Source organism: Micromonospora maris AB-18-032, assembly GCF_000204155.1.
In the GTDB taxonomy this organism is placed as follows: Bacteria; Actinomycetota; Actinomycetes; order Mycobacteriales; family Micromonosporaceae; genus Micromonospora; species Micromonospora gifhornensis.
This window is the reverse complement of record NC_015434.1, coordinates 3606560-3620759: the sequence shown is the minus strand read 5'-3', so window position 1 is coordinate 3620759 and position 14200 is coordinate 3606560. Positions and strand designations below refer to the sequence as shown.

Genomic DNA, 14200 nt, shown 5'->3' with positions numbered 1-14200 from the left:
CATGCTGGTGGTGGCCACCGCCGGGCACGTCGACCACGGCAAGTCCACCCTGGTGCGGGCGCTGACCGGGATGGAACCGGACCGGTGGGCGGAGGAACGCCGCCGGGGCATGACCATCGACCTCGGGTTCGCCTGGACGACACTGCCCTCCGGCGCCACTGTCGCGTTCGTCGACGTGCCGGGACACGAACGGTTCGTACCGAACATGCTCGCCGGTGTCGGTCCGGTGCCCGCCGCCATGGTGGTGGTCGCCGCCGACGAGGGGTGGATGCCGCAGTCCGCGGAGCACCTGGCCGCGTTGGACGCGCTCGGGGTCGCGTACGGGCTGCTGGTGGTGACCCGCGCGGACCTGGCCGATCCGGGCCCGGTCCTGGAGCACGCCGGTGCGCACCTGGCGGCGACCTCGCTGCGCGACGTGGAGGCGGTGGCGGTCAGCGCGGTCACCGGCGCCGGGCTGCCGCAGCTGCGGGCCGCGCTGGACCGGCTGGCCGCCCGGCTGCCCACCGCATCGACCGACGGCCCGGTACGGCTCTGGGTCGACCGCAGCTTCACCATGCGCGGCAGCGGCACCGTGGTCACCGGCACCCTGGGCGCCGGTGAACTGCGGGTCGGCACCGAACTGGTGGTGGCCGGCAGCGGCGAGCCGGTGCGGGTACGGGGTCTGCACCGGCTCGGTCAGCCGTGCGAGCAGGTGGGGCCGGTCGCCCGGGTGGCGGTCAACCTGCGCGGGGTGGCCCGGGACCGGATCGCCCGGGGCGACGCTCTGCTCACCCCCGACGGGTTCGCCAGCACCGACCTGGTCGACGTGCGGCTGGCCGGTGACCCGGCGGCCGACCTGCCCGCGACGCTGACCCTGCACGTCGGGTCGGCGGCGGTGCCGGTGCGGGTACGCCCGCTGGGAGTCGACACCCTCCGGCTGCGGCTGGCCCGGCCGTTGCCGTTGCTCATCGGTGACCGGGCGTTGCTGCGTGACCCCGGCCGCCATCACGTCGCCGGTGGGGTCACCGTGCTGGACGTCGCGCCGCCGCCGCTGCGTCGCCGTGGTGCCGCGGCGGCCCGGGCGGCCGTGTTGGCGGGCATGGACGGCCGTCCCGACCTGGCCGGCGAGCTCCGCCGCCGGGGCCTGGTGCGCGCCGCCGACCTGCGTCGGGCGGGGGTGCCGGTGACCGGAGCACCGGTGTGTGGGGGCTGGTTGGCCGATCCGGAGCACTGGCGGCAGTTGGGTCGCCGGCTCGCCGACGCGGTCGCCGACCATGCCCGCCGGCATCCGCTGGAGCCCGGGGCGCCGGTGGAGGTGCTGCGTCAGCGTCTGGACCTGCCGGACCGGGCGCTGGTGGAGGCGCTGGTGCGGGCGCCGCTGCGGTTGGCGGCGGGCCGGGTCGGCACCGCCGACGCCGACACGCTGCCCGAGCCGGTGGCCCGCGCGTTGGCGCTGCTGCGCGAGGAGTTGACGACCCGGCCGTTCCGCGCCCCGGAAGCCGACCGGCTCGCCGCCGTCGGGCTGGGCACCCGTGAGATCGGTGCCGCGGTACGCGCCGGTGTGCTGCTGCGGCTGACCGGCAACGTGCTGCTGCCCTCGGGTGCGCCGCAGCAGGCCGTACGGGTGCTGGCCACCCTGCCGCAACCGTTCACGCTCAGCGCGGCCCGGCAGGCCCTGGACACCACCCGTCGGGTGGCGGTGCCGCTGCTGGAGCTGCTGGACCGGCAGGGCGCCACCCGCCGGCTGCCCGACGACACCCGGATGGTGGTGGGTCGCTGAGTTGGTGGCATCCGTCGGTCGGCGGGCCGGTGCAGCGCCTACCGTGACGGCATGGACCCGAGCGCGGTCTGGCGGGACCGGCAGCACCGGTGGCGGATCGAGGCGTACCGGGCACCGGATCTGCGGTTCGCCATCTTCGCCACCAACGGCACCACCGAGTCGGCGCCGCTGTGGCTGTTCGGCATGTCGGCGTTGGCCCGCTGGCTGATGAGTCACAAGATATCCCTCGATGACCTGGAGACCGACTGAGTTCGTCGCCCGGTCGAGGGATCTGCCGACAAGTGCCGAAAACAGCCCGGTCTGTGCCTTTACCGTGCGAGGCGTGAAGGACCGAGGTATCCGCAAGCTGTTCGCGGTGCTGGCCGGCCTGGCGGTGATCTACTTCGGGACGACCGGCCGCTCCCCGGAGGAGGGAAGTGGGCTCTCCGGCGGGTTGGTGGTGCTGGCGTTGCTCGCGTCGCTGCTGGTGTGGCACCTGACCAAACCCGGCGGCGACGCCGCCAAGTGACGGTGCGCTCAGCCGGCGGCGACGCTGCGGGTGATCTGCCCCGCCGACTCCTCGCCGAGCGCCACCCGCACCAGCGCCGAGGCCAACCGGCCGAACTCGCCCTCGTCGACCAGACCGGCCAGCCGGTCGGTGGCGGCCGGCAGACCGAGCCGCTTGGCCCCGGCGACCGCGCGCCGGTCGGCGTACGGTCGCAGTTCCGGCCAGACCGTCTGCACCTCGCGCAGGAAGATGTCCGCGCCGGTGGGGCCGATGCCGGGGAACTCGACAAGCAGGCGGCGCAGCTGATCCTGGTCGCCGTCGGCCTGCCGGCGCAGCCGCCGCAGGTCACCGTGCCAGCGGTCCAGGCAGAGCCGGGCGCCGGTGCCGAGCATCGTCGCGGTCCGCTCGTCGTAGCGGCGGTAGTGGCCCCGCCCGAGCGCATCGACCCGCTGCTGCCAGCTCGCCGCCTCCATCGCCGCCGCGGTGCGGTATCCGGCGGCGAACAGTTCCCGGGCGGCGGCCACCGCCACCTGTGCCCTGATCCGGGTACTGAGCAGCGTCACCAGCACCAGCAGCTGGTACAGCGGTGCGGGCCGGTCGGCGAGGGAGATCCCCGCCTCCTCGGCGTACGTGTGGCGGGTCAGCAGGGCCCGCGCGACAGCCCGTTGGTCACCCATCGTCGGGACATACCCGCTGTACGCCTGAGCAGTCCCGGGCCGCAGGCCCGGCTACGGAATGCGGTCGACGGCGATGGGTAAGCCGGTCGTGGACGTGGTCGACTGTCGCGTCCCGCCACACCTGGCGAAGGGAGACGACCATGACGAACCCGCAGCAGCAGGAGTTGCGCCGCAACGCCCTGGGCGCCACCAGTCAGGACAGCAAGGGACCGGGTCCGACCGGTCATCCGCGTAACCGTGGCACCTCGCGGGCCGACGCCGGACGCCCGGTGCCTCGGGGACAGGTGTCGCCGTACGGGCCGACCGGGCAGCCGGTCGCGCAGGACGAGAGCGACCGGGACTAACCTCCGGTCACCGTTGACGGCCGCAGCCGGTTCCAGGTGGCTGCGGCCGTCAGCCCGTACGCGAGGTGCGGCAGCAGGTCGGCGAGCCAGTCGCTGCGCCGCCAGGTACGCGGGTCGGTGACACCGAGCAGGGTCAGCGTCCCGTCGGACAGTGTCATCGCCCCGCCGCCGAGCAGCGCCGCGGCCCGCAGCACGGGTTGCCGCCGGCCCCGGGTCAACGCCGCGAAGCCGACGGCGGCGGCCACGCCGAGCCCGTACCCCATCAACGCGCCGAGCCCGGAGAGCCGGTTCTCGGCCCGTTGTGGTGACCCGAGGTCCAGATGGGCCACGTCGGCCACCCGACCGGCGCTCTCCTGCGGGCTCTGGCTGGCCGGTCGGGCCCGTACCGTCATGTCCAGGTAGGTGGCGACGTTGAGGGCGGTGGTGCCCACCGCCCCCGCGATCAGCCCGTCGGTGAGCGCGCTGCGCCTCACTTCGGATCACCCGGTTCACGGTTGCCCTTCGGGCCGTAGGTGCGCTCGCCCCGGGCGATGCCCCGCTGACCCCGTTCGTCCTGCAGGATCCGGTTGGCGGCCTCGTCGGCCCGTTCGTCCGTGACGCCCCGACCGGAGTTGTCGAGGGCGTTGCGCAGGCGGGCGCGTTGCTTGTCGTAGGCGTTACTACCAGGCCTCGGTCCAGGCATCGCTGTCTCCTCTGGTGCTCGCCGGTCACGTACGCGCCCCGTCTACCCGCCTGGAGGGGGGCCAACCCCGTCCCCCCGGACCACCGCGACCGGGCAGTGGCTGTGGTGCAGCATCGACCGGCTCACCGACCCCAGCAGCAAACCGGTCAGCTCGCCACGCCCCTGACCGCCCACCACCAGCAGCTGCGCCGTACGGGAGGCCTCGGTGAGCACCTTCGGGGCGCGTCCCCGCACCGATTCACGGCGAATCGTCACCTCCGGGTAGCGGTCGGTCAGCCCGGTGATGGACTCCGCGAGTGCCCGCTCCTCCTCGGCCTGCAGCTGCGACTCGTCGTACACCAGGGGTTGCATGTCGCCCGGGCCGGTCGAGGCGGGATGCCGGTAGGCGTGGGTCGCCACCACCGTGGCGCCGCGGAACGCCGCGGTCTGCACCGCGAACTCCACGGCCCGCCGCGACACGTCGGAGCCGTCGACCCCGACCACGATCGGTCCCTGCGGGTCGGCGGTACCGCGGGCCACCAGGACCGGGCAGCGGGCGTGCGCGGCGACGGTCACCGCGACCGAGCCGACCACCAGGGCGGTGAAGCCACCCAGCCCACGGTCGCCGAGGACCACCAGCGCGGCGTCGTCGGAGGCCTGCAGCAGGACGGCTGTCGGCGCACCGTCGACGATCTCACCGGTCACCCGTAGGCCCGGTGCGGTGGTCTGCGCCTCGTCGACGGCGGCGGTGACGAGTTGGTGGGCCTGACCGCGCAGCCCTCCGTCGGCCGGGCCCTCGGTGCCCGGGGTGAAGGGGGAGTGCAGCGACGGCCAGATGAAGGCGTGCACCACCCGCAACGGTCGATGCCTGCGCGCCGCCTCCGCCGCGGCGAGCCGTACCGCGGCGAGTGCCGCCTCGGAGCCGTCCACGCCGACCACCACCGCCGAGTCCACCGCCACCCCCGTCTGCCGGTTTGCGTCAGTATCGCGGGCCGCCGCAGGTCAGCGGGGCTATACCGGCCAGGGGGCCGATGTCGGTACGCTGACCCCGACCGCCGGGGGAGGGAGCGTCGTCGATGGTGGAGCCCGACCAGCCGAGTACGGCACGGATGATCGACTTCTGGCTCGGTGGGACGCACCACTACCCGGTCGACGTGGCGGCGGCGCATGCCTTCGAGCAGGCGTACGGGCCGTGCGCGCCGGTTTTCCGGGCGCTGCGGGCCTTCCTCGGCCGGGCCGTCCGCGCGATCGCCGCGACCGGTGTGGACAGCTTCCTGGTCTTCGGCGCCGGGGTGCCGACGATGGGCAACGTGCACGAGGTGGCCCCGGAGGCGACAGTCCTCTACACGGACGTGGACCCGGTCACCATCCGCCTCGGGCAACGCCTGCTGGCCGGCAGCGACCGGGCCGGTTACGGCTACGGTGACGCCACCGACATCGGCACGATCGATCCGGCGTTGCTGCACCGTTTCGTGCCGGGCTGGGGTCGACGGCCGGTGGGTGTGGTGTTCCTCGGTCTGGCCGCCTTCCTCGACGACGAGACCCTCGCCCGCACGCTCGACGAGTTGTACCGGGCGTCTGCTGTGGGCAGTCACCTGGCCATCGACTTCGACACCGAGGAGTTGGCCGGCCACCCCGAGGCGCTGGCCATGATGGGGCCGGCGTTCCGGATGCGCACGCCGGCGGCATTCGCGCCGCTGCTGGGGCGGTGGACGCCCACATCGGAGGGGATCGTCGCGGTGCCGCACTGGCGGCCGGACGGTGCGCCGGAGCAGGTGCCGGACGCCTTCCACGGCGCGGTGGCGGTGCGGTCGGCCGGGTGACCGGGGGTCGCCCTACCTCCGTATGATGCTTGCCCCAGGGCAAGTAATTTTCGGAGGATGGTCATGGCGGATGCGCTCACGGGGATTTCCCGCGCCCTGCGCGAGGCGCCGCCCGACCGGGTGGTCGAGGCCGCCGACCAGGCCATTCGTTCCGTACTCGGTGCCGTGGGCACCGCCGTGTTCGTCGCCGACTACCGGATCAACGGTCTGTGGCCGGTGCTCGACTCCCGCCAGCCGCAGGTCGCCGGTCAGGCGGTGCAGAGCATGGTGCAGCGGTGCTTCAGCAGTCAGCAGTGGGTGCGGGGCGGTGAACCACAGGGCCGCTGCCGGCTCTACCTGCCGCTGACGGTGTGGGGGGAGCGGCTGGGTGTGCTGATGGTCGAGTTGCCGCAGGCGCCGTCGGAGGAGGTCGTCGCCGCGGCAACGGACATCGCCGGCGAGGTGGCCATGGCGTTGCGCGCCGCCGACCGGGAGACCGACAGGTATCGGCGGGCCCGCCGCCGGGAGCGGCTGAGCATGGCGGCCGAGTTGCAGTGGGAGCTGCTGCCCGGGCGCGGCATCAGCCACGAGGCCTTCCAGCTGGCGGGCCAGCTGGAACCGGCGTACACGGTCAGCGGTGACCATTTCGACTGGTCGTTGAATGACGACCGGCTGACCGTCACCGTGCTCAACGGCGACACCATCGGGCTCGCCGCGGCGTTGCTGACCGCGGTGACGGTCAACGCGATGCGCAACGCCCGCCGCTCCGGCGGCGGACTTGTGGAACAGGCCGAACTGGCCTCCGACACGGTCTACTACCAGCATCGGGGGCACCGGCACGTGGCCACCGTGCTGCTCGAACTGGACTGTACGACCGGGCGGGTGCGGGCGGTCGACGCGGGCTCGCCGCATCTGATGCGGTTGCGGGGTGGCGCGGTCACCCGCCTGGTGCTGGAGCAGCAGCTGCCGTTGGGCATGTTCGCCGAGACCCGTTACAACCTGCAGGAGTTCGACCTGGATCCGGGGGACCGGTTGTTCGTCGTCTCCGACGGTGTGTGGGGTGCGGACCCGAGCGGCCGGGAGGCGTACGGCCAGCGGGCGATGGCCCGGTCCATGCGGGCCACGCGGTTGCAGCCGCCGAGCGAGGCGGTGGGGACGGTGATGCGCGAGTTGCAGGCCTTCCACGCCGACGCCGACCTGCGCGACGACGCGGTGGTGGTGTGCCTGGACTGGCACGGCGGGGGCGAGCGCGCGGACCGTTGACGAGTAGGCACCTGCCCACCCCGACAGCATTCATCCTAGGACGCTTTACGCGTGGTGACCACCGTCACCTCGACACCAGGCATCACACCCGGCGCCGCTACAAGGCGGGGCCTGCACCAGGGCCCGATATAGTGGCAGCGCATTCCGCCGGTTCGCGATCTTCGACAGCGGACGGCAGGGCCAGGGACGATTCCGGATCGGGATCACAGGGGGAGTCGGCGTCAGCCGACGGGACAGCACGCACGACCGCCGGCGGACCAGAGGCCCGCGGTGGACCGGCGTGCCGCGAAGGAGGTTCGGTGTCGCGTCGGCCCGCTCGAACGGAGCCACCCCAGGCCGCCGACGCCGGTGGAGAGCACCGGGTGCTGACCGTGCCGAACGTGATCAGCTTCGTACGGCTGGCCGGTGTCCCGTTGTTCCTCTACCTGTTCCTGGTCGCGCGCGCGGACGTGGCCGCGGTCGTGGTGCTGGCCGTCGGCGGCACCAGCGACTGGGTCGACGGTTGGATCGCCCGCCGCCTGCGCCAGGTCAGCCGCCTCGGTGAGCTGCTCGACCCGCTCGCCGACCGGCTGTACATCCTCGCCGTCCTGATCGCCTTCACCGCCCGGGACGTGGTGCCCTGGCAGTTCACCGCGGCCCTGCTGGCCCGGGAGGCGCTGCTGCTGGTGTCGTTGGCGGTGCTGCGCCGGCACGGCTACGGTCCGCCGCCGGTGCACTATGTCGGTAAGACCGCCACGTTCCTGCTGCTCGCGGCCTTCCCGCTGCTGCTGCTGGCCGCGACGGTGTCGGCCACCACGGCGGTCGCGCACCCGATGGGCTGGGCCCTGGCCTGGTGGGGTCTGGTGCTCTACTGGGTGGCCGGCGCGTTCTACGTGATCCAGGCCCGCCAGTTGGTGCGGGCGGTACGGGGACGGGGAGAGGCATGAGCGAGCGGGTGGGTGACGACGACGAGCGTCGCGGCGTACGGACCTTCACCCCGGACTTTCTGACCGAGTTGTTCCGTAACCCGTTGGATCCGGGTTACGAAGACGCGGCGCAGGCGCGGGCGCGTCGCGGGGGATCGCCTCGACCCGGCTGGACGGTGAGTCCGGTCAGCCTGGTGTTGATCGTGCTGCTGGGTTTTCTCTGCGCGGTGGCGTACCGGCAGACCACGGCCGAGGAGTCGGGGCGGGCGCAGGCCCGTTCGGGTCTGGTGGCGCAGATCAAGCAGCGGCAGGCCGACACGGACGCGATGTCGGAGCGGGCCGACCAGCTGCGCGATGAGGTGAACCGGCAGCGGGAGGCGCAGCTGAGCGGTTCGCAGGCGTCGCGGCTGCGTAATCTTGCGGCGAGTACCGGTCTCGGTCGGGTGCGTGGCGACGGTGTGGTGGTCCGGTTGGAGGACGGCCCGAGTGGTCAGGATGGCCTCGGTGGGGCCAACGTCGGCCCGTCGCAGGTGCTCTACAGCGACCTTCAGGGGGTGGCCAATGACCTGTGGGGTGCGGGGGCGGAGGCGATCGCGATCAACGGGCAGCGGTTGACGGCGACCTCGACGATCCGGAACGCGGGTCAGGCGATCCTGGTGGACTTCCGGCCGGTGACCGGGCCGTACGAGGTGTCGGCGATCGGTCCGAGGTCGATGCGTGAGCGGTACGAGGCCAGCCGGAGCGCATTGACGATGCGCAAGGTGGCGCAGGACACCGGGTTGTCGTTCGGTGTGCGGCAGGTCGATGACCTCACGTTGCCGGCGGCGCCGGAGCCGCGGCTACGCTACGCGGAGCCTGCGGTGAGTCCGAGTGTGTCGCCGTCGGGTGGCGGGTCCCCCAGTCCCTCCGGAGGTGGTCGATGATCGCGGTGCTGGCTCTGCTGGCCGGTGTGGTGCTCGGTCTGTGGTTGGATCCCACGGTGCCGGCGGCGTTGCAGCCGTACCTGCCGATCGCGGTGGTGGCGGCGCTGGACGCGGTGTTCGGTGGGGTTCGGGCGAAGTTGGACCGCATCTTCGACGACAAGCAGTTCGTGGTGTCGTTCATCTCGAACGTGTTGGTGGCGGCGTTGATCGTGTATCTGGGTGATCAGTTGGGTGTGGGTGGGCAGTTGTCCACCGGTGTGGTGGTCGTGTTGGGTGTGCGCATCTTCGGAAACGTGGCGGCGATCCGCCGGCACCTGTTCCGGGCGTAGGTTTGTGGCGTGACTGACGAGCACACCGAGACGGGTACGGGGTGGCCGCAGCCGGCGGGTCCGGTGCGGCCGGATGGTCCGGCGGGTGAGCCGGATCCGCGGCCGGAGGCGCCGGATCCGGACGAGCTGAGTCCGTTGTCGCCGCAGGGGCGCCCGCCGGAGGACGATGCGCCGGCCAACGGCGGGGACGAGTCGGCGGCGGGGTCGTTCGCGGCGGCGGTGGCGGCGGGTTGGCGGCGGTTCGGTTCCGCGACGGTGATGATCAGCGTGTTGCTGGTGTTGCTGGGGTTCACGCTGGCGGTGCAGTTGAAGACCACGTCGACGGATTCGTCGTTGGCGGCGGCGCGCCAGGAGGACCTGGTGCGGATTCTGTACGACCTGGAGGCGCGGGACGTTCGGCTGCGGCAGGACATCTCGGCGTTGGAGGAGAGTCAGCGGCAGTTGCGTTCGGGTGAGCAGGGGCGTCAGGCGGCGTTGCAGGAGGCGACCCGGCGGGCGGACGAGTTGGGGATTCTGGCGGGTACGTTGCCGGCGCGGGGTCCGGGTCTGGCGGTGCGGTTCCAGGCGGGTGCGAAGCCGATCTCGGCGATCCGGGTGTTGGATGCGGTGCAGGAGTTGCGGGGTGCGGGCGCGGAGGCGATGCAGATTTCCGGTGGTGACCGGGCGTCGGTGCGGATCGTGGCGTCGACGTACTTCCTGGACGGGGAGAACGGCTCGTTGATCGTGGATGGGCGTCCGTTGTCGGGTCCGTTCACGATCACGGTGATCGGTGATCCGGCGACGATGCGTACGGGGCTGAACATTCCCGGTGGGGTGGTGGCGTCGGTTGCGCAGGACGGCGGTAACGTGATCGTTGAGGATCGTGAGGTTGCCGAGGTTTCGGCGCTGCACGTGCCCAGAACACTGGAACACGCCCGTCCGGTCGGTTAGGCCTGGTGGGCCGGCATCGGTGAGGTCCGGTGTCGCGATGGATGAGGACGCTGGTGATTCCTGAGGATCTGCGTTACACCGCTGAGCATGAGTGGGTGGCGGCCGCTGACGGCGGGGCCGTGCGGGTCGGTATCACTCATTTCGCGCAGGATGCTCTCGGCGACATCGTGTACGTGCAGTTGCCGGAGGCCGGTGCGGTGGTGGCGGCCGGTGAGCCGTTGGGTGAGATCGAGTCGACCAAGAGCGTGTCGGAGTTGTACGCCCCGGTGGGGGGTACGGTGTCGGCGCGTAATGAGGTGTTGGCCGACACGCCCGAGGTGATCAACACGGATCCGTACGGGTCGGGTTGGTTGGTGGAGATCGCTGTGGCGGATCCGGCGGCGGTCGACGGGCTGCTCACCGCGGACGCGTATCGCGAGTTGACGGAGAGCTGAGCGTTTTGCTGTGTCGGCGCGTTGGTGTCTGTGCCGCGCGTCCGGTTGCCCTGTTTTTCGGCGCTGGCTAGGCTCGCCCAGTCGACCGAGAACCCATTTGTTGAGCGTCGCGGACAGCCTTTCGGGGCACGGAGAGCCAGCCGCCGGGGGGATGTGCGCCCGGCGGCCAGACCCGCCGTCACCCGACGCCGACCGAAACAGATCCGTGAGGTGGTCCCATGACTCGCCCAGGCGACGAGTTCCCCCCGCTCGACGTCACGTCGACGCTCAATCTCGGTTCGCTCGAAGAAGCGTTGGAGGGGCCGGACACCGATGTGGTGCCGAGCCGGATGTCCGGTTCGTTGCCGCCGGGGATGGCGCTGCTGGTGGTTCGTCGGGGTCCGAACGCGGGTGCGCGGTTCCTGCTGGATCACGATGTGACGACCAGTGGGCGGCACCCGGACAGTGACATTTTTCTCGACGATGTGACGGTGTCGCGTCGGCATGCGGAGTTCCACCGTGATGGTGGGACGTTCACGGTGCGGGACGTGGGCAGTTTGAACGGCACGTACGTGAACCGGGAGCGGGTCGAGGCGGCGACGTTGACCAACGGTGACGAGGTGCAGATCGGCAAGTTCCGGGTGGTGTTCATCGCCGGTCCGCGCCCTGAGGGCGAGGCCGGCCGGGGGTGAACGAGCCTGCGGCCTCGACGCCGTCCGGGGCGGGTCGCGCCCAGCCGTTGATGAGTATCGGCGAGGTGCTGGCCCAGCTGCGGGTGGATTTTCCCGACGTGACCATTTCTAAGTTGCGGTTCCTGGAGGCCGAGGGCCTGGTGGAGCCGCAGCGGACGGCGGCGGGTTACCGGAAGTACGGCTGGGACGATGTTGCGCGGTTGCGGTTCGTGTTGACCGCGCAGCGGGATCAGTATCTGCCGTTGCGGGTGATCCGTGAGCAGTTGGCGGGGTGGGAAGCCACGGGTGAGGTGCCGGAGCGGTCCCGGCCGGCGTTGGTGGCGGTGGGTCCCGATGGTGAGGTGCCGGGGCGGGGTGCTGCTCCGGAGTCGGCTCAGGTGCGGTTGGGCCGCTCGGAGTTGGTGTCGCGCAGCGGGATCGACGAGTCGACGTTGGGGGAGTTGGAGCGGCTGGGGCTGGTGGTGTCGGATCCGCCGGGTTGGTACGACGGCGATGCGTTGATCATCGCGAAGGCGGTGGCGGGGCTTTCGGCGTACGGGTTCCAGCCGCGGCATCTGCGGGGTTATCGGACGGCGGCGGACCGGGAGGTCGGTTTGTTCGCGCAGTTGGTGGCGCCGTTGGTGCGGCAGAGTGATCCGGCGGCGCGGGCTCGGGCGGCGGAGACGGCGCGGGAGCTGGTGGGGTTGTCGCAGCAGTTGCATGCGGCGCTGGTGCGGGTGGGGTTGCGTTCGACGTTGGGGCGCTGAGGCGGCTGTGTGTGGCCGGATCTGCCCGTCGTGCGTGGCGTAGGCTTGCGGGGGTAACCCCTCTTCTGGCGCGGTTGTTGGTGCGGGAAGCGCATGGGACGGCCGTGTCGCGGTCCGTGTACCGTGCAGAGAAGGGCGCGGTGCGGCGTAGGTGACAACGACACGGAGGCGGCGGTGCGCGAGCTGAGCGTGGTCGGGGTTCGGGTGGAGTTGCCCAGTAACCAGCCGATCGTCCTGCTCAGGGAGGTCGAGGGGGACCGCTATCTGCCGATCTGGATCGGCGCGGTGGAGGCGACGGCGATCGCTTACGAGCAGCAGGGTGTCAAGCCGGCCCGGCCGTTGACTCACGATCTTCTGCGGGATGTGTTGGCGGCGTTGAAGGCGCCGTTGCGGGCGGTGGAGATCACTGAGTTGAAGGAGAACGTGTTCTTCGCTGATCTGTTGATCGGTGACGGGGTGCGGGTCTCGGCGCGGCCCAGTGATTCGATCGCTCTGGCGTTGCGGGTCGGTGCGCCGATTCGTTGTGCCGAGCAGGTCCTCAGTGAGGCGGGGATCGTGATCCCTGATGAGCAGGAGGACGAGGTGGAGAAGTTCCGGGAGTTCCTGGAGCAGGTGCGTCCGGAGGATTTCGCCGGCTGAGCTGGTGGGCCCGGGTCGCTGCTTGTCCTCACTTCGCCGGTTACTGTCGGTGATGGTGATGCTCGTCGCTGTCGATGCGCGGCGTGTCGCGATGGTTTCTCCGTGGTAACGCGGGCCGGTCGCTATAGGGTTGCCCGTGTCGAGGGGTGCGCGTCTCAGAGACGACGTGTCACCGCACTGACGGGGAGGTTGTCCGGATGCACGAGCCGCGAGATTCCGATCCGGTCACCGGGCTGGACGAGTCGGGTGGGACACCCGGGTCGGCGACTGACGGTGACGGTGCGGTGGGGTACCGGGGTGTGACGGCGTGCCACGCGGTGGGCATCAGTTACCGGCAGTTGGACTACTGGGCGCGTACGGCGTTGGTGGTGCCGAGTGTGCGGGATGCGTCGGGTTCGGGGACGCAGCGGTTGTATTCGTTCCGCGACCTGGTGGTGTTGAAGGTCGTGAAGCGGTTGTTGGACGCCGGGGTGTCGTTGCAGAACATCCGTAAGGCGATCGAGGCGTTGCGGTCGCGTGGTGTGGCGGATCTGGCGGGCATCACGTTGATTTCCGACGGGACGACGGTGTACGAGTGTCGGTCTCCGGAGGAGGTGGTCGACCTGTTGCAGGGCGGCCAGGGGGTGTTCGGCATCGCGATCGGTGGTGCGTTCAAGGAGATTCAGGGGTCGTTGTCGCATCTGCCGGCGGAGCCGGCGGGGGTGGTGGCGGAGCCGGACGAGCCGCAGGAGCCGGCGGTGGGTGACGAGTTGGCGGCGCGTCGGGCGCGGCGTCGGGCCGGCTGACTGCGCGGTCGGTCGGCTGGGTCGCGACTGGCATGCTGTGGTGTCACCCGTGGGTGTGCCGGGTGGGGATTGTTTCCATTCTTTGAATTCTTCGCGATCACTTTGAGTGGTCCTCTGGTCGCCGGTGTCGGTCCGGTGTGGTGGGTCGCGGGTCGTCGGATTGGTTGTCGGCGCTGGCCAGTGCTGGTGGTCGGGGTGTGAACTTGTTCGAGGATGACCGCTTTGCGTGTTCGTCCGATGACCGACGGTTTTCGTTCATCACGGTCTGTGACTGGGTGCTGTCGGCCAGCTGACAGGTCGACCCTGACGTGGGCGGCGCGGCACGCTATCGTCCGTCACGGTCTGCATGGCGTCGCTGCCGTAGCGTCGCGGCACTGTCGATGTCCGCGGATCGTCGTCGGCGCGCGTCGACGCGCCCACCCCTGCTGAACGGGAAGGAACGACCTGTGACGGTTACCGAGGAGCCCACGCCGGTTTCGCATTTCGAGCGCATCGGTGGGGCCGGTTCGGTCAAGGCCGCTGTCGAGCTGTTCTACGACCGGGTGCTGGCTGACCCGGAGTTGGCCGGCTACTTCACCGCGGTGGACATGGCCGGGCAGCGTCGGCACATGGCGCAGATGTTGACCGTGGTGCTGGGCGGCCCGAACGAGTACCGGGGTCGTGATCTGGCCACCGCGCATCAGCCGTTGCAGGTTCCGGTGGCGCATTACCAGCAGGTGGGCGGGCACCTGACGGCGGTGTTGACGCAGCTGAACGTGCCGGGTGACGTGATCACCGATGTGCAGGCGGTGTTGGCGCAGGTGCAGGACCAGGTGGTGGCCGGCGGGCGTCAGGCGGACGCCTGA

Annotated in this window: 20 protein-coding genes; 16 read left to right on the top strand and 4 right to left on the bottom strand. The window is 71.1% G+C overall.

Annotated features, from left to right (window positions below):
* Nucleotide 1 precedes the first annotated feature (1 nt).
* The 3 genes from selB to VAB18032_RS16110 all read left to right on the top strand — a co-directional run bounded on the left by selB (nt 2) and on the right by VAB18032_RS16110 (nt 2267).
* Complete coding sequence (gene selB / locus VAB18032_RS16120) at nt 2-1759, top strand: selenocysteine-specific translation elongation factor (RefSeq protein ID WP_013733931.1); 1758 nt, start codon at nt 2-4, stop codon at nt 1757-1759.
* A gap of 51 nt (nt 1760-1810) precedes the next feature.
* Nucleotides 1811-2008, top strand: coding sequence for a hypothetical protein (locus VAB18032_RS16115; protein ID WP_013733930.1), 198 nt, complete (start codon nt 1811-1813; stop codon nt 2006-2008).
* Between the two features lie 73 nt (nt 2009-2081).
* Nucleotides 2082-2267, top strand: a complete 186-nt coding sequence (locus tag VAB18032_RS16110; protein WP_013733929.1) for a hypothetical protein — start codon at nt 2082-2084, stop codon at nt 2265-2267.
* 8 nt (nt 2268-2275) lie between these two features.
* On the opposite strand, the gene VAB18032_RS16105 is transcribed toward VAB18032_RS16110, so the two are convergent.
* Nucleotides 2276-2923, bottom strand: a complete 648-nt coding sequence (locus VAB18032_RS16105; protein ID WP_013733928.1) for a hypothetical protein — start codon at nt 2921-2923, stop codon at nt 2276-2278.
* A gap of 140 nt (nt 2924-3063) precedes the next feature.
* Here VAB18032_RS16105 and VAB18032_RS16100 point away from each other — a divergent pair, with 140 nt between their 5' ends.
* Nucleotides 3064-3267, top strand: coding sequence for a hypothetical protein (locus VAB18032_RS16100; RefSeq protein ID WP_013733927.1), 204 nt, complete (start codon nt 3064-3066; stop codon nt 3265-3267).
* Here the strand turns inward: VAB18032_RS16100 and VAB18032_RS16095 are convergent.
* From VAB18032_RS16095 to VAB18032_RS16085, 3 genes are read right to left on the bottom strand one after another with little or no spacing between them, the layout of a single operon-like run.
* On the bottom strand, nt 3264-3740 hold the full coding sequence (locus tag VAB18032_RS16095; RefSeq protein ID WP_013733926.1) for a hypothetical protein: 477 nt from the start codon (nt 3738-3740) through the stop codon (nt 3264-3266). The genes VAB18032_RS16100 and VAB18032_RS16095 overlap by 4 nt on opposite strands.
* Entirely contained in the window at nt 3737-3949 is a 213-nt protein-coding gene (locus tag VAB18032_RS16090; protein WP_013733925.1) for a hypothetical protein, read from the bottom strand. Before VAB18032_RS16090 ends, VAB18032_RS16095 begins: the two co-directional genes overlap by 4 nt.
* Before the next feature lie 42 nt (nt 3950-3991).
* Nucleotides 3992-4882 (bottom strand): universal stress protein, encoded by an 891-nt coding sequence (locus tag VAB18032_RS16085; protein WP_013733924.1) that lies wholly within the window; start codon nt 4880-4882, stop codon nt 3992-3994.
* A 122-nt stretch (nt 4883-5004) separates the two neighbouring features.
* Here VAB18032_RS16085 and VAB18032_RS16080 point away from each other — a divergent pair, with 122 nt between their 5' ends.
* The 12 genes from VAB18032_RS16080 to VAB18032_RS16025 all read left to right on the top strand — a co-directional run bounded on the left by VAB18032_RS16080 (nt 5005) and on the right by VAB18032_RS16025 (nt 14200).
* Nucleotides 5005-5751, top strand: coding sequence for an SAM-dependent methyltransferase (locus VAB18032_RS16080; protein WP_013733923.1), 747 nt, complete (start codon nt 5005-5007; stop codon nt 5749-5751).
* Between the two features lie 63 nt (nt 5752-5814).
* Complete coding sequence (locus VAB18032_RS16075; protein ID WP_013733922.1) at nt 5815-6993, top strand: PP2C family protein-serine/threonine phosphatase; 1179 nt, start codon at nt 5815-5817, stop codon at nt 6991-6993.
* Between the two features lie 299 nt (nt 6994-7292).
* Nucleotides 7293-7919 (top strand): cardiolipin synthase ClsA, encoded by a 627-nt coding sequence (gene clsA / locus VAB18032_RS16070; RefSeq protein ID WP_013733921.1) that lies wholly within the window; start codon nt 7293-7295, stop codon nt 7917-7919.
* A complete protein-coding gene (locus tag VAB18032_RS16065) occupies nt 7916-8821 on the top strand; it encodes a DUF881 domain-containing protein (RefSeq protein WP_013733920.1) in 906 nt (301 codons plus the stop codon). The genes clsA and VAB18032_RS16065 overlap by 4 nt, the downstream gene beginning before the upstream one ends.
* Nucleotides 8818-9150, top strand: a complete 333-nt coding sequence (locus tag VAB18032_RS16060; RefSeq protein ID WP_013733919.1) for a small basic family protein — start codon at nt 8818-8820, stop codon at nt 9148-9150. The genes VAB18032_RS16065 and VAB18032_RS16060 overlap by 4 nt, the downstream gene beginning before the upstream one ends.
* 9 nt (nt 9151-9159) lie before the next feature.
* Nucleotides 9160-10080 (top strand): DUF881 domain-containing protein, encoded by a 921-nt coding sequence (locus VAB18032_RS16055; protein WP_013733918.1) that lies wholly within the window; start codon nt 9160-9162, stop codon nt 10078-10080.
* Between the two features lie 53 nt (nt 10081-10133).
* A complete protein-coding gene (gene gcvH / locus VAB18032_RS16050) occupies nt 10134-10514 on the top strand; it encodes a glycine cleavage system protein GcvH (protein WP_013733917.1) in 381 nt (126 codons plus the stop codon).
* A gap of 218 nt (nt 10515-10732) precedes the next feature.
* Nucleotides 10733-11185 carry an oxoglutarate dehydrogenase inhibitor Odhl gene (gene odhI / locus VAB18032_RS16045; RefSeq protein ID WP_013733916.1) on the top strand — a complete coding sequence of 151 codons (453 nt, stop codon included), beginning with the start codon at nt 10733-10735 and terminating at the stop codon, nt 11183-11185.
* Between the two features lie 50 nt (nt 11186-11235).
* Entirely contained in the window at nt 11236-11931 is a 696-nt protein-coding gene (ftsR, locus tag VAB18032_RS16040; protein ID WP_193386323.1) for a transcriptional regulator FtsR, read from the top strand.
* A gap of 174 nt (nt 11932-12105) precedes the next feature.
* Entirely contained in the window at nt 12106-12570 is a 465-nt protein-coding gene (locus VAB18032_RS16035; protein WP_013733914.1) for a bifunctional nuclease family protein, read from the top strand.
* A gap of 197 nt (nt 12571-12767) precedes the next feature.
* Nucleotides 12768-13355 carry a MerR family transcriptional regulator gene (locus tag VAB18032_RS16030; RefSeq protein WP_013733913.1) on the top strand — a complete coding sequence of 196 codons (588 nt, stop codon included), beginning with the start codon at nt 12768-12770 and terminating at the stop codon, nt 13353-13355.
* A gap of 446 nt (nt 13356-13801) precedes the next feature.
* On the top strand, nt 13802-14200 hold the full coding sequence (locus VAB18032_RS16025; RefSeq protein WP_013733912.1) for a group I truncated hemoglobin: 399 nt from the start codon (nt 13802-13804) through the stop codon (nt 14198-14200).

Bases quoted from the DNA above. Each gene is read 5' to 3' on its own strand.
- VAB18032_RS16090 (WP_013733925.1), bottom strand. From the start codon at position 3,949: ATGCCTGGACCGAGGCCTGGTAGTAACGCCTACGACAAGCAACGCGCC.
- ftsR (WP_193386323.1), top strand. From the start codon at position 11,236: ATGAGTATCGGCGAGGTGCTGGCCCAGCTGCGGGTGGATTTTCCCGAC.
- VAB18032_RS16105 (WP_013733928.1), bottom strand. From the start codon at position 2,923: ATGGGTGACCAACGGGCTGTCGCGCGGGCCCTGCTGACCCGCCACACG.
- VAB18032_RS16115 (WP_013733930.1), top strand. From the start codon at position 1,811: ATGGACCCGAGCGCGGTCTGGCGGGACCGGCAGCACCGGTGGCGGATC.
- VAB18032_RS16080 (WP_013733923.1), top strand. From the start codon at position 5,005: ATGGTGGAGCCCGACCAGCCGAGTACGGCACGGATGATCGACTTCTGG.
- VAB18032_RS16065 (WP_013733920.1), top strand. From the start codon at position 7,916: ATGAGCGAGCGGGTGGGTGACGACGACGAGCGTCGCGGCGTACGGACC.
- VAB18032_RS16100 (WP_013733927.1), top strand. From the start codon at position 3,064: ATGACGAACCCGCAGCAGCAGGAGTTGCGCCGCAACGCCCTGGGCGCC.
- VAB18032_RS16030 (WP_013733913.1), top strand. From the start codon at position 12,768: ATGCACGAGCCGCGAGATTCCGATCCGGTCACCGGGCTGGACGAGTCG.
- VAB18032_RS16060 (WP_013733919.1), top strand. From the start codon at position 8,818: ATGATCGCGGTGCTGGCTCTGCTGGCCGGTGTGGTGCTCGGTCTGTGG.
- selB (WP_013733931.1), top strand. From the start codon at position 2: ATGCTGGTGGTGGCCACCGCCGGGCACGTCGACCACGGCAAGTCCACC.
- odhI (WP_013733916.1), top strand. From the start codon at position 10,733: ATGACTCGCCCAGGCGACGAGTTCCCCCCGCTCGACGTCACGTCGACG.
- VAB18032_RS16075 (WP_013733922.1), top strand. From the start codon at position 5,815: ATGGCGGATGCGCTCACGGGGATTTCCCGCGCCCTGCGCGAGGCGCCG.